The organism is Cryobacterium sp. CG_9.6, from assembly GCF_029893365.1.
Taxonomy (GTDB): domain Bacteria; phylum Actinomycetota; class Actinomycetes; order Actinomycetales; family Microbacteriaceae; genus Cryobacterium.
In genome coordinates, this window is the sequence record NZ_JARXUZ010000001.1 from 2,169,667 (window position 1) to 2,182,979 (window position 13,313).

At 64.9% G+C, this 13,313-nt stretch carries 15 protein-coding genes; all 15 read right to left on the bottom strand.

Going from position 1 to position 13,313, the window contains the following annotated elements; genetic code table 11:
- Positions 1-428: 428 nt before the first annotated feature.
- Positions 429-1,612 (bottom strand): IS3 family transposase gene (locus H4V99_RS09985; RefSeq protein ID WP_280676597.1). Its coding sequence is split into 2 segments (ribosomal slippage): positions 429-1,351 and positions 1,351-1,612, totalling 1,185 coding nucleotides; the frame shifts between segments, so codons are not numbered across the junction.
- 94 nt (positions 1,613-1,706) lie between these two features.
- Positions 1,707-2,747, bottom strand: coding sequence for an IS110 family transposase (locus tag H4V99_RS09990; protein ID WP_280680058.1), 1,041 nt, complete (start codon positions 2,745-2,747; stop codon positions 1,707-1,709).
- Between the two features lie 415 nt (positions 2,748-3,162).
- Positions 3,163-4,341 (bottom strand): flagellar hook protein FlgE, encoded by a 1,179-nt coding sequence (locus H4V99_RS09995; RefSeq protein ID WP_280677875.1) that lies wholly within the window; start codon positions 4,339-4,341, stop codon positions 3,163-3,165.
- A gap of 44 nt (positions 4,342-4,385) precedes the next feature.
- On the bottom strand, positions 4,386-4,796 hold the full coding sequence (locus H4V99_RS10000; protein ID WP_280680059.1) for a flagellar hook capping FlgD N-terminal domain-containing protein: 411 nt from the start codon (positions 4,794-4,796) through the stop codon (positions 4,386-4,388).
- 54 nt (positions 4,797-4,850) lie between these two features.
- The gene (locus tag H4V99_RS10005) at positions 4,851-6,179 is read right to left on the bottom strand and encodes a flagellar hook-length control protein FliK (RefSeq protein ID WP_280677877.1); all 1,329 of its coding nucleotides are present in this window, start codon (positions 6,177-6,179) and stop codon (positions 4,851-4,853) included.
- Complete coding sequence (locus H4V99_RS10010) at positions 6,176-6,823, bottom strand: C40 family peptidase (protein WP_280677879.1); 648 nt, start codon at positions 6,821-6,823, stop codon at positions 6,176-6,178. Before H4V99_RS10010 ends, H4V99_RS10005 begins: the two co-directional genes overlap by 4 nt.
- On the bottom strand, positions 6,820-7,254 hold the full coding sequence (locus H4V99_RS10015; RefSeq protein ID WP_280677881.1) for a flagellar FliJ family protein: 435 nt from the start codon (positions 7,252-7,254) through the stop codon (positions 6,820-6,822). Before H4V99_RS10015 ends, H4V99_RS10010 begins: the two co-directional genes overlap by 4 nt.
- Positions 7,251-8,576 (bottom strand): FliI/YscN family ATPase, encoded by a 1,326-nt coding sequence (locus H4V99_RS10020; protein ID WP_280677883.1) that lies wholly within the window; start codon positions 8,574-8,576, stop codon positions 7,251-7,253. The genes H4V99_RS10015 and H4V99_RS10020 overlap by 4 nt, the downstream gene beginning before the upstream one ends.
- Positions 8,573-9,196, bottom strand: a complete 624-nt coding sequence (locus tag H4V99_RS10025) for a FliH/SctL family protein (RefSeq protein ID WP_280677885.1) — start codon at positions 9,194-9,196, stop codon at positions 8,573-8,575. The genes H4V99_RS10020 and H4V99_RS10025 overlap by 4 nt, the downstream gene beginning before the upstream one ends.
- Positions 9,186-10,202 (bottom strand): flagellar motor switch protein FliG, encoded by a 1,017-nt coding sequence (gene fliG, locus H4V99_RS10030; protein ID WP_280677887.1) that lies wholly within the window; start codon positions 10,200-10,202, stop codon positions 9,186-9,188. The genes H4V99_RS10025 and fliG overlap by 11 nt, the downstream gene beginning before the upstream one ends.
- On the bottom strand, positions 10,199-11,791 hold the full coding sequence (fliF, locus tag H4V99_RS10035) for a flagellar basal-body MS-ring/collar protein FliF (protein WP_280677889.1): 1,593 nt from the start codon (positions 11,789-11,791) through the stop codon (positions 10,199-10,201). Before fliF ends, fliG begins: the two co-directional genes overlap by 4 nt.
- Entirely contained in the window at positions 11,791-12,063 is a 273-nt protein-coding gene (gene fliE / locus H4V99_RS10040) for a flagellar hook-basal body complex protein FliE (protein WP_280680061.1), read from the bottom strand. The genes fliF and fliE overlap by 1 nt, the downstream gene beginning before the upstream one ends.
- Positions 12,064-12,095: 32 nt before the next feature.
- Positions 12,096-12,488 (bottom strand): flagellar basal body rod C-terminal domain-containing protein, encoded by a 393-nt coding sequence (locus tag H4V99_RS10045; RefSeq protein WP_280677891.1) that lies wholly within the window; start codon positions 12,486-12,488, stop codon positions 12,096-12,098.
- Positions 12,488-12,829 carry a flagellar basal body rod protein FlgB gene (flgB, locus tag H4V99_RS10050; RefSeq protein WP_280680063.1) on the bottom strand — a complete coding sequence of 114 codons (342 nt, stop codon included), beginning with the start codon at positions 12,827-12,829 and terminating at the stop codon, positions 12,488-12,490. Before flgB ends, H4V99_RS10045 begins: the two co-directional genes overlap by 1 nt.
- A gap of 184 nt (positions 12,830-13,013) precedes the next feature.
- Positions 13,014-13,313, bottom strand: a complete 300-nt coding sequence (locus tag H4V99_RS10055; RefSeq protein ID WP_280677893.1) for a hypothetical protein — start codon at positions 13,311-13,313, stop codon at positions 13,014-13,016.

Consider the following 13,313-nt stretch of genomic DNA (forward strand, 5'->3'; position numbering starts at 1 on the left):
GCTGACGCCTGTTCTCGCCGCCCACGGACCCGGCCTACCGCCACAATCCCGTCCCACACGCTGCCGCTGCGGCCCGCCCAGCCACCTCGCTCCCCCTCTCGCTGGTCGAGGAGCCGGCACGCTCTTCGCCGGCGTCTCGAGGCCCCGTGAGCCGTGCGCGATCTCGACCACTCGCAAGCTCGCGCTCGACCAGCGAAAAGGTGGGCATGCGCGGGCTGCGCTCCCCCTCCCGCTGGTCGAGGAGCCGGCACGCACTTCGCCGGCGTCTCGACGCTTCTATGGGAGTTGTCAAGCTGTTGAGGTCTTTTTTGATGATGTTTCGTGAGTCGTGTGGCGTGTTTTTGGGCGCGTGAGGGTGGCGGGCGGGCCGTCGAAGATGGCCTGTGAGCTGCCGCGGGCATTTCGGACAGCGGAATTAGTGGATTCTTCTACGCTGCCAATGCTGGCTGCTGATAACCATAGTGGACTTCATTGGGCCGTCGGTAACCGAGAGCGGAGTGCCGGCGTCGGCTGTTGTAAAACCCTTCGATGTAGCGAATGACGTCGCTGCGAGCTTGTGATTTCGTGGCGTAAGCGGTGCGATAAACACGCTCATTCTTGAGCATCGAGAAGAAACTTTCCGCCATGCTGTTGTCCCAACACACGCCGGTGCGGCCCATGGAGGAACGCATCCCCAGGCCGGACACGAGAGCCCGAAATTCGGCCGAGGTATAGACGCTGCCGCGGTCGGAATGCCAGATCGCGTCGGCCTCGATCACGGTCGTCGCAGCGGCGTTGCGGAGGGCGTCGGCGACGAGCTCGGTGCGCATGTGATCGGCGATGGACCAGCCGACAACCTTCTTGGAATAGCAGTCGATGACGGTGGCCAGATAGATGAATCCTTGCCAGGTATGGATGTAGGTAATATCGCCGACGAACTTCACCCCGGGGCGGTCGGCGGTGAAGTCGCGTTTGACGAGGTCGGGCATGTTGGCGGCCGCTTCGGCATCGGCTTCGGTAGTGATGCGGAAAGGCCGTGGTTGGCAGGCTACGAGGCCAATCTGGCGCATAAGCTGCCGCACCAGCTCGGGCGAGCACTCGGTCTGCTCCGCGGCGAGGTCGGCGTGGATTCGGCGGTATCCGTAGGTGCCGTCGGACTCCTCGAAGAAGTGTTGAATCCGCGCGATCAGGGCCTCTCGCCGGGCCGCGGTCGCGGACTGCGGCCGGATCGCCCAGTGGTAGAAACCGGACGTTGACACGGCCAGCCAGAGGCACATTTTCACCACCGAATTCCGGTTGGTGGGCTCAGAATTTTGGGAGTCGATGTACTCGTACTTGCTCACTACCGCTGCTCCCGCGCGAAGTAAGCGCTGGCTTTTTTCAAGAAAGCGGTCTCCGCCCGCAGCTCTTGAACTTCCCGCTCGAGTTCCTTCAGACGGGCCCGTTCCGACACTGTCAGGTCCGCTTCGGTGCCGCCGTTGGCCTCGCGGTATTTGTTGAGCCAGTTCCGGAGCGTCTCGGGCCCGACGCCGTATGCGGTGGCGACGTCCTTGATCGGTTTGGAGGTATTGATCACCTCGCGGCACAGCTCGTCTTTGAACTCTTGGGTGAAACGCCTACGTGCTGCGGCCATGCTGATCTCTACTTTCAGTGAACTCTCATTTTAAGAGGGCCCACTGTCCGAGATATCCGCGGCAGGTCACTGTCCGCTGGGCGGTGGTGTCGTTTTAGGTGGTGTGGTTATCGAGGACGCGGAACAGGTGCCGGGCGATGTAGCGTTTCAGGACGCGTTGGATCTCTTTGGGTGTCTTGCCTTCCTTCGTCCGTTTCTCGACGTAGGCGGCGGTCGCCAAGTCGTGGTGGTAGCGGTAGAACGTGGTGACCCAGATGGCGGTGTTGAGCGCCCGGTCGCCACCGCGGTGCAGACGGTAGCGGATGGTGTTGCCCGATGACGCGGGGATGGGCGCGATGCCCGCGAAGCGGGCGAACGCGGCCTCGGAGCGGATGCGTCCCTGGTGCGACCACGACACGATCAGCTGCGCGGCGACGATCGCGCCGACGCCGTGCTCAAGCAGCAGGTAGGGGGCGAGGGCTTTCACGTGCTTGAGGAGGCCCTTCTCGTTCGCCGTGAGCTCGGCTTGACGGCTGAGGATCTCTCGCGCTTCGCGGGCAGCCTCGGCGCGGATGGTGACCATGCCGACGTCATCGTTTCGATGGGCGCGCCAGGCTGCGACGACTTTGATTTGCTCGGCTGTGAGGGCCAGGCGAACGTCCAGGCCGAAGCCGTACCCGCGCAGCAGCGCTGTGAGGCGGTTGTTGGAGGCGCTGTGGGCCTTCTTGAGGGCGGCGCGCGCGGTCAGTAGCACCGTCAAGGCTGCGTGGTGCCCAGCGTGGTTGCGGGGCGTGATGAGGTGCTCCATTGGCAGGGCGAGGGCGTAGCGGGCGGCGTGCTCTGCGTCGATGGGGTCGGTTTTGCCGGCCCGGCGAACGCCGCGCTTGGGCGGCCTGGTTTCGGTGACGCGCACGCCGGCGGCCGTCAGGAGGTCGCAGAACTGGGCTCCGTAGGACCCGGTGCCCTCCATGGCCACCAAAACCGGCCCTGTTGTTTCGCGTTCGATCCACGCCTGAGCCCGTTTGAGTCCGGGCGGAGTTGTCGGGAATGTTTGCGCGGTGCCGTGTTTCCCGCCCAGATGGTCGAGGGCGACCAGCGTGTGTGTCTTGGCATGGGTATCCACCCCGATGACATAACTGAACTGCTGTGAGACCATGGTCACGATAACTCCTTCGATGGGTGTTATGTCGTGCCGGTCTGGGGTTCCTCGGAGAACATCTCTGTAATGAGTCACGACCCTGTTGGGGGTACGGACAGGCTTCTAATCAAGTCACTCTGAGGGTCACAGGCCGGCCTGATTCGATGCGTGGAGCGGACATGTCGAGACGAAGACACCTCCGTGAAGAGAGTCAGAGACCAAAAGAGTCACGCAACCCACACGAATCAAGACCAGCCTGCCAGCTGATAACCAGACCAGCTACAACCATTACAGAGACCCCGCGAGCCAGTCCCGCAGGCCGGCTCACGCGGTCTCGACTGCTCGCAAGCTCGCGCTCGACCAGCGAAAGGGTCACCGCGCTCGACCAGCGAGAAGGCGGAAGACACGCGCAGGTGAGCAGTCAGGGCCAGCGTTAGCGCTTGAGGTTCGTGAGCTCCTGCAGCACCTCGTCGGACGTGGTGATGATTCGCGCGTTGGCCTGGAAGCCACGCTGGGCCACGATCAAATTGGTGAACTCCTGCGACAGATCGACGTTCGACATCTCGAGCGATCCGGCCTGAAGCGAGCCGAGACCACCGGTTCCAGCCGTTCCGAGAGCCGCAACACCGGAGTTGAACGTGGCACGGTAGCCCGAGCCACCGGCCTTCTCCAGCCCGCCAGGGTTCACGAAGGTAGCCAGCGAGATACGACCAATGGCCTCCTGCTCCCCGTTGCTGAAGAGACCACTGAGGGTTCCATCGGCACCGAGAGTGAAGGATTCCAGCGTGCCGGCAGCCTTGCCATCCTGGGCGGAGAACGCCACGGTGGTAAGCCCGGCAAAGCCCTGAATCGCCGCTAGGGAAACATTGATTCCACCAACCGTCAGTGCCCCCCCAGCCGGAGTCATCACACCGTCCTCAAAGGTCAGGCTTGCTGTGGCCGCACCGGCGGCTCCGTTCGCATCGCTAGCCGTCCACGATCCGGTAGCCTCCTTGACGAACTTGAGCGAGATGGTGCTCGCCGTACCCGAACCATCGAAAACCTCGATGTCACGGATCAAGGACGTGCCCACCGCAGCGTCAGAGGGCAGGTTGCCGGTCACCGACGCATTCGCCGTTGCCTGCGCGGGGCTCGTGGCCGCAACCGGTAGCTGGATGTTGCCCGTCGCTCCCCCGGTACCAATCACACCGTTGACCGCGTTCCACCCCTGCACAATCGCACCATCGGGCGAGACGAGCCGCCCCTGCGCGTCGAAGTCAAAGGCACCAGCGCGCGTGTACAGCGTCTCGTTGCCGAGCTGCGTGACGAAGAAACCATCGCCCGAGATCATGATGTCGGTTGCACGCCCGGTGGACTGTGCCGAACCCTGAGCGAAGTTCGTGGAAATTCCGGCAACCTGCACGCCGAGCCCCACCTGCGCCGGGTTGGTCCCACCCACGGTGGCCTGCGGGCCGCCGGCGGCCTGCGTCATCTGGGACAGCGTGTCCTGAAACTGGGCAGCGGATGCCTTGAACGCGGTGGTGTTGACGTTGGCGATGTTGTTACCGGTGACATCAAGCATGGCCTGGTGAGCACGAAGACCCGAGATGCCGGAGTAGAGAGAGCGAAGCATGGTTGCTGCCTTTCAGTAGGAACGAAAAAGAGAGTGCAAAACGATTAGGAGGACGCGGCATCCGCTACTGGTGTAACCGCGCGAGCGGATATTCCCGAAATGGCATCAAGGGCAATGGTCTGCCCATTCACGGTGACCTGAGGCACGGCACCGGCGTAAGACACGGCAGTCGCTTGCCCCGTGGCGGCCACGCCATCGGCATCCGTGTAGGTGACGTCCTGACCCACGAGGGAGGCGGCAGCCATGCGCATTTGCAACGAGAAATTCTCCTCGTTAGTGGTGGCCAAGGAGTTGAGTTTCTCCATCATGGCCAGCTGCGTGGTCTGCGCGATCATCTGGTTGGTGTCCATGGGCGACGAGGGATCTTGGTTGCGCAGCTGAGTCACCAGCAGCGACATGAACACCTCCGAGTCCATGGTCTGCTTCGGCGCGCGAGCGACCGAGGAGGAATACATTCCGCTCGTTGCGGGGGCGGTAACTGCGTCAATAGTCACGAGCGACCTTTCTGCCTAAGCCATCACGTCGATGGTCGATGAAGAGTTGGAGAGAAAACTGCGGGGTAGGCGCGGCGGAGGCTCGTCGCCCGGGCCGTCCCGAAGACCCGGCGGTGGTCGCTGGTCACGGTCCGCCTGCGCTCGCGCATCACCCGCCGAGTTCTGCGACGACAGATCAAGCTGGGCATTCAGACCGGAACCGGAAAGGTCGCGACGCAGGTCGGGCAGAATCGCCCGCAGCGCCTCACGCGCAACATCGGTGGGCGCGAACAACTCCACCCGAATGTTGTCGCCGGTCACGTGCGCACGTACCGTGAGCGGCCCCAGGTTTTCCGGCGTCACATTGATCGTGAGCACGTGCTCCCCCGGCTTCACTCCACTCAGGGTGAAAAGCGGCTTGGCAACCTGAGTCGCCAGCGGCACCGGAACGTTTGGCACAGCAGATGCCGCCGGCCCCGCCCCCGTGAGCGGCGCCGCGGCCGGCGTACCAGTGGCAACACCAGCCACCACAGCCGAAGCGGATGCTGTGGGCACCGCGTCGTCGATCCGCAGGATGCGCACGGCCTCGACCTGTGCCGATCCGGTGGGACGCACCAAAAGGTCAGTCGGAGCGGCGGCCTGTGAATTGGTGGCGACGATAGCCGACGCAACTGCTGATTGAGGTTGCGCCGCAGTTGCCGCCGCACCCGCTGCCGCACCGGTGGTTGACGTTTGGCCGCGGGCCGACACGGTTCCGGCGGCGATTACCGAGGTGTCAACGCTTGCATCTCCCGACGCGGTCGCCGCCGTCACCGTACCCGCGGCAGCGAGGTTAGCCGCCGACTCGCTCGGAAGCGGCTGAGCGGAACGTGTACTCGCGGGAGCATCGGTCGAGACACCTGCAGTGGAGGAGCCGGCACTGCCGGGCACCGCATCGACGGCACCGTACGCGGCCGTACTGGCAGCGACGGATGCGACGGAGAGATCGACGGTTTCCAACTGTCCGAGGGTCCCGGCTGCCGTCGCCGTCGCAACGCCTTGGACCGGTGACAGCCCAGACGCAAGCGACGGCCAGGCGAACGAGCTGGTGGCCGGAGAGACCGCTGCTGGGACCGGCGACATCTGCTCAGAGGCGGTTACGCCAACTTCAGACCTCTTGTCAGAGATCACTTCGGGCACCGCCGAGTCAGCCACCGAAGAGTCAGAGTCGCCGGAGCGGGCGTCTGCGGAACGGTCCGAACCCGTGCGCGGAACAGCAGCCTGATCGAGCCGGGCAGCAAAGTCAGCGGCGGCCTGCGGGTTCGCCGAGCGAGTTCCCAATGCCGATGCGGGCCGAACCGGTGAGGTGGATACGGTGAGCGTCATCGGGCACCGCCCGTACCGAACGAGGCCAGCGCGGCACTGAACATGTCGGCGGGACTACCGGCACCGGCTGGAGCCACCGCCGGAGTGGGGATGACCCGGCGGATGGTGGTGATGTCGGCATCCGTCATGTAGGCATCGACGAGACACACCGTGCGGCCGGGATACGGCGCATGAATGACCTTGTTGTTACCGGCGTAGATGAGAATGTGGTCGCCGCCACCCGTAACGATGAGGTCACCCGGCTGCGCCTCGGCCAGCGAAGCAACCTCGGTGCCGAGCTTCATCTGACCAGACACCAGGCGTGGAACTTCTATGCCCACATCGGCATAAACTCTCTGCACGAGGCCGGAGCAATCCATACCGCTCGCGTCCTCCCCGCCAAACACATAGGGCACACCGAGGTATTTTTGGGCGGCAGTGCTCACCTCGGTTCCGGTGGCTCCAGCCGTTCCGGCCAGAGCCGCAGCCCCCGTGGCGCTCGTGCCGGTGGTTTCCAGCTGGGCGGCGAGCGTGGCCGCAAAGGCACCGGCATTAGCAGCCGCCACTGAAGCGTTCTTTGCGGCGCTCTGCGTGCCGCCAATGTTCTGAATCATCGACTGGATCTGACTCATGCGGCTCAGGGCATCCGTCATGGTGACGCTCATTGCTCGTCCTCCGTGCGGTTCCGATGCCAGCGTGTGGATGCTATCTCGTCGAGCACAATTTGCTCGGCGTGCAGATCGGCCGCGGCCACGGCCTGTGCGTGTCGCGCTTCCAGCTTTTCGAGGGCCTTCGACTCGGCGCGTGCCGCGTCAAATGCGCTCTGCGCCGAGCGTAGGCTCTCCCGATGCCCCTGTCCGAGGGCATCAAGATCGGCGAGCATGCTCCTCGACGACGATCGGGCCGCGGCCATGGCCTGCAGTGCTGCCGCTGTGGTGGGCGAGTCGGCAGTGCCGTGCAGGAGCGCCCGAGCACGATCGCGCCGAGAGTCGTTGTCCTGCACGCGGGAATTGGCCGCGGCCAGGTGACCGGCAGCCTCGTCCTGCTCGAGGTGACGCAGGCGCAGCAGCCCGGCAAGTGGGAACAGGCGAATCATGCCGCTACCCCCAGCTGCCGAACAAGAGCTGTCAGGCGCTCCCACGACAGCGCGCCGGGCGTCTGATCATCCATGCGCTGCTGCAGAAAAGCAGTGATGGCGCCGGCATTGTTCACCGCGGCATCGACCAAGGGGTTCGTGCCCACCCGGTACGCCCCCACGTCGAGCAGGTCCTGCGCACCCTCGCGGGCGGCCAAAACCTTGCGCAGCGTGGTGGCCACCTGGTTATGCAGCGGCGTATTCACGCGCGAGGCCACACGCGAAATCGACGACAGCACGTCAATCGACGGAAAGTGCCCGGCCACGGCCAGCTTGCGGTCGAGAACAACGTGTCCGTCCAGAATAGAGCGCGCGGCATCCGCTATGGGCTCGTTGTGGTCGTCGCCCTCCACGAGCACGGTGTACATGCCCGTGATGGAGCCGGTCTCGCCGGTGCCGGCGCGCTCGAGCAGCTGCGCGAGCACCGAGAACGTCGATGGCGGATACCCACGAGTCGCCGGCGGCTCCCCCACCGACAGCCCAATTTCGCGCTGCGCCATGGCCACGCGGGTGAGCGAGTCCATCATGAGCATCACGTCTGAACCCTGGTCACGAAACGACTCGGCAATGCGCGTGGCCGTAAACGCGGCGCGCAGGCGCATCATGGCCGGTTCATCGCTGGTCGACACGACCACGATCGAGCGCGCGAGACCCTCGGCACCCAGGTCGTCCTCGAGAAACTCGCGCACCTCACGTCCGCGCTCCCCTACCAGGGCGATCACCGACACCTCGGCATCCGTTCCTCGAGCGATCATCGACAGCAGCGACGACTTGCCCACACCCGAACCGGCAAACAGGCCCATGCGCTGGCCCTTCCCCACGGTGGTGAGGGTGTCGAGGGCTCGAACGCCCAGTTGCAGCTGTTCGCTGATGCGCGCGCGGTGCATGGCCGAGGGACTCTCGTGATCAAGCGACACCGACCCGGCGGAGCGCAGCGGCCCCTTGCCGTCGATCGGTCGGCCGAGGCCGTCGAGCACGCGCCCAAAAAGTCCGTTGCCGGTGGGCACCAGAAGCGGCGTGCTTGCCGCGCGGGCGGGCGCTCCCGCACGAAGTCCGGTGAGGCGTCCGAGGGGCATGCAGCGGATGCCCGTGGCCCCGGTGGCCACAACCTCCGCGTCGATCCCGGGGTAGTCGCCGAGGCTCACGAGGTCGCCAATGGCGGCGCTGAGTCCGCGCACCTCAACGCCGAGTCCCACGATCGAGCTCACCGTACCCACGCGTTCGGGCAGAGCAGCGCGCCGGGCGGTGCCCAGCGCGGCATCGAGCAGCGTCAGGCTGCTCATGGCAGGGTCTCCAAAATAGCGGTCTTCACACGGGTGAAGGCGGTGCCGATGCGTGCGTCAAGAAAGCCGTCGGCAAATTTGGTCACCGCGTCGCCGCGACTGAGCGCGGCATCGGCCACAAAAAGCACACCGGGAATGTTCTGGGTGGAGAGACCGAGCACAGCAAGGTCGTCGGGGTGCATGTGAACGGTGTGGGTTTCGGTGAGCTCCCCCTGTCCGAGAGCGCGTTCCAGCGCACGCCGCGCCGAGATCTCACCTTGGCTCAGCTCAACACCGAGCACGGCCTCGGCAAGGTCAAGGGCCGTGCGCACGAGCGTGCCCTCGGCCTCTCTGAGAAGGGGAACCGTGCGCTCATCGAGCGCGGTTGCTGCGGCACCCAGCAGGCGCAGGGCGCGGTCAGACCGCGCCTCGGTGTGGCGCAGCACGGCTGCGTGCTCAGCGGCCTGTTCCACGGCCGTCGCAGCCGCCGCGATTGCAGCCGCGCGCAGCCCGGCGGCGTAACCGGCAGCGTGTCCGGCGGCCCGATCCTGCTCGTTGATCGGAGCGACACCGGCCTGCAGGCGCGGAAACGCAAGGCTGGAGAAGTCAGCATTACTGGAGAAGGCAGCGTTAGTTGACATACTCCTCCTCCACGCCGCGCTGCACAGTGATCGTGCCCTGGGCTTCCATGTCGCGGATGGCACGCACAACCTCGGCGCGGGCATCCTCCACCTGGCTCAGACGCACCGGGCCGAGGCTCTTGGTCTCGTCATCGAGCAGGTCGCGGTTACGTTCTGAGAGGTTGGTGCGAATGACGGTGAGCACCGCACCGGACGTTCCCTTCATGGCAATCGCCAGCACGCTGGTGTCGATTCCGCGGAGCACCTGCTGAACATCGCGGCTCTCGAGCTTCACGATGTCGGCGAAGGTGAGCATGCGGGAGCGCACCTCTTCCGCCAAAATTGGGTCACGTGCCTCGAGCGCTTCGAGCAGGGCACGCTCGGTTGCGGCATCGGCACGGTTAATAATCTCCACGAGCGGCTGTACGCCACCCATGACCTCCACTACCTCGCGCGCCACCACCGTGCGCGCGCCCATCTTCAGCGTCTCGGTGACGATTCGAATGGCATCGGGCGCCGCACTGCCCATGGTGGCGATGCACTGAGCCACATCGGTGCGCAGGGAGGCTTCCATGCCCGACAGCAGCGCCGACGCCTGTTCGCGGCGTAGGTGAGCGAGAACGAGAGCAATGGTTTGCGGCATTTCCCCCTCGAGCAGGTTCAGAACATCGCTCGAATCGGCGGTGTCTAAAAATTCAAAGGCTTTACCAGCCATGGATGTCGCTACTCGGTTCAGCACGCCGGCAGCGCGCTCCGCACCAAACGACGCCTCAAGCAGACCCTGAGCGAATTCATGTCCGCCGCGGCCGGGGCGAGAGTTGCTCTGGGTAATTTCCCGAAATTCACTGAGTGCGCTCTCGGCCACGTCCGCATCCACCTTGCGCAGCTGAATGATCTCCGACGCAATCACCTCGGCCTCCGCGTCGGAAAACTGCTTCATCACGACGGAGGCGAGAGCGGAGTCCATGTTCATCAGCACCACGGCCACCTTCTGTGTGCCGGTCAAGACGGTGACGACCTCGGTCATGCGTTTTGCCGGTCATCCATGAGGTGGCGCAAAAACTCGGCCGTGCGCTTGGGATCGCGCTCGGCAAGGTCATCGATGTCGGCGCGCCGGATATCGGCCTCGGTCATCGTGTGCGGCGTTGGAGGCGAGGACAGTCGCTTGGGAATCACCGGGTTCACGAGGGTGAGGGGCTCGGCCATCGGGTCGAGAATGCCCTGCATTTCGCCAAGATCACCGATGTCCACCGGCTCACGACTCTGTCGGCGCGAGCGACGGGCGTAAAGAATGAGACCGGCCACGAGGCTGATCACAATGCCGGCCGTGATAATTCCGATCTGCAGCACGCTGGCGAGGCGGGCATCCGCTGCGGCCTTCTCGGCTGCGGCGAGAGCTGCCGCCGCATCCTCGGCTCCCGTCTGGTTGAACGACATGATCTCAACAGTGACGGCGTCCCCGCGGGCGGTGTCAATACCGGCAGCGGAGGACACGAGGCTCGCCACATCGGCCACGTTGATGCCCGCCGCGGCGTCCTTGTTCACGGCCACGGAGATGGTCTGCCGGTTGATGGCGCCGGCCGGAATGGTGCGCGACTCGGTGACCTTGTTCATCGCGTTGTTCTTCGTGGTCGACTCCGAGCTGAAGGTGCCGTCCTGACCGCCGTTGGCAGCCACCGCAATGTTGTCGGCTCCGAGCACTCCGGCCGCGCCGCCGCCGGTACCCGAATACGTCTCGGTGTCCACCGACTCGCTCATCGCGGGAGCGTCAATGGGGGTGGTGAACGATTCCTCGATGCGCTCGGCTGTCTCGGAGCTCATGTCGGCGGCCACCACCACGGTGGCGTTGCCCGGGCCCACGACGCGGTCGAGCATGTTCTGCACGGAGTCGCGCACGCGGGTCTCATAATCGGAGGCCTGCTGACCGGCGGAACCGGTAGCACCCACACCCACCGCCGAGAGCACGGTGCCCTTCGCATCCACAACCGACACGTCTTCGGGAGCCATGCCGTCAATCGAAGCGCTCGTGAGGTGCACAATCGCCTGCACCTGGCTGTTGCTCAGGGTGACACCGTTCTTGGTTTGCACGAAAACGGATGCCGTGGGGTCGTTCTTCGTCGACACGAACACAGTATCTTCGGGAATCGCGAGCTTCACCGACGCGGTCTGCACGCCGTCGAGGGCCCCGATCGTGGCCGCCAGTTCGCCCTCGAGCGCCCGCTTATAGGTGACCGACTGCTGAAACTCGCTCGACGTGACGCCCATCGTGTCGAGCAGGGAGTATCCCCCGGTGCTTGAGGTGGGAAGCCCGGCCGCCGCGGCCTTCAGGCGCTCGTCATAGACGGTACTTTCGGGGACCATAATGGTGGCGCCACCGTCGGTGAGCTCGTAGGCAACGCCATCCGCTCGAAGCTGCTCCACGATGGAGTTGGCGTCGGCGCCGCTGAGACCGGAGAACAGCGGGGTGTAGGCGGGTTTAGTTACGTACATGCTGAGGGCGGCGCTGCCGAGAACGAGCACGGCAACGCCAATGATGGCAACGGTGCGCTGGGCAACGGTGAAGGCGCGCAGTGCGTCGGCGAAGCGGCGGAACGCCGAGGTGACCTGGGTGGGCATCAGGCCTGCATCCTCATGATCTCGTTGAACGCGTCGACACCCTTATTACGGATGGCGGCAACGAGTTCCAGGGTGACGGCTGCGCGGGTGGACGCAATAGTGGCCGAGTGGATGTCTGTCAGGTCACCGGTCACGGCCTTGATCGCCAGTTCGTTGGAGGTGGACTGCAGCTGCTGCAGGTTGTCGACCGCGCCGGTGAGTGCGGTTGCGAAGACGGCGCCGCCGGTGGGTGCCGACGCGGTCGTGGCGGTTGTTCCCAGCACACCCGACATGCCCGACATCATCTGAATCGAGCTCAGGGGCATTAGGAACGTCCGATCTGGAGTGCGGCTTCGTAGGTTGTTTTGGCGCGGTCCACCACGGCGGCGTTGGCCTGGTACCCGCGCTGGGCCATGATGAGCTGGCCCATCTGCTCGGCAAGATCGATCTCGGGGTAGCGCACGTAACCGGCGGGGTCGGCGAGCGGATTGTTCGGTTCGAACACCATGCGGCCTTCGGCCGAGCCGAGCGTGACGCCGGTGGCGTACACACCGGAGACGCCGTCGCCCTCCTGCGCGGCAATATACCGGGCCTGGAATGCGCTGCCGTCGGTGCTGGTGGCGGTGTTCACGTTGGCCATGTTGTCGGCCAGGGCATCGAGCCACTGGCGGTGCACGGTGAGGCCGCTGCCGGCGATGCCGATGGCATCGAACGTCATTAGGAGGTCCGCATCGCGGTGCGCAGCGACGTGAACGGTCCTTCAACGGCCCGGGCGGCGAACTGATAGCGCAGCACGGTGTCGATGTTGGAGAGCGTCTCCGTGTCGAGGTTCACGTTGTTGCCGTTGACGTTGGTGGCATCCATGGACCGTTCGGTGTTGGCCGTGACAACACCATCACTCGACTTCACCGACTGGGCCAGGGCGTCTTCAAACGAGACCCGCTGGGCCTGGTAGTTGGGGGTGTTGACGTTCGCGATGTTGTTCGCGATGGTGCGCTGACGCAGCGCAAGACCGTCGAGGGCGCTGGTGAGAGCGCTGGCGGTCACGGATTGAAGCAGCACGGAGACCCGTTTCGTCGACAAGTAACGAGGGCCAATCCGTGGCCGGTTGATGAGCGATCCGTGCTCATCAAGAGCTATCGACCGCGCGGGTCGGTTGGTTAGTAGTAAGTCAAAAGAACTTGATCTGATTCTGCGCAAAACCTGAGGTAACGCTGCCGTACTGCTGCACGACCCCTGCGCGTCAGCCCGAGATGTCTAGGTAGACCGAGCGGTCAAGGTCGCGGCTCGGCGGAATCTGGCGAATTGCAGCGAGGTGCAGGCCGGCTACCCGACGGGCATCATCAAGTTCGCGAATGAGCTTCTGCTGGCAGAGCAGCAGGTCGCGGGCCCGCTCTTCGAGCTTCACCGGCAGCGGCCCCAGGTTCGTCGGGGGCCGCCACCGCGGTGCCGGGACGAGGCTGGGGGCATCCGCTAACGTGGCCGCCTGGTTGGCCGCATCGAGCTGATGCTCAAGCTCGTCGAGAACCCGACGCCAGGCCAC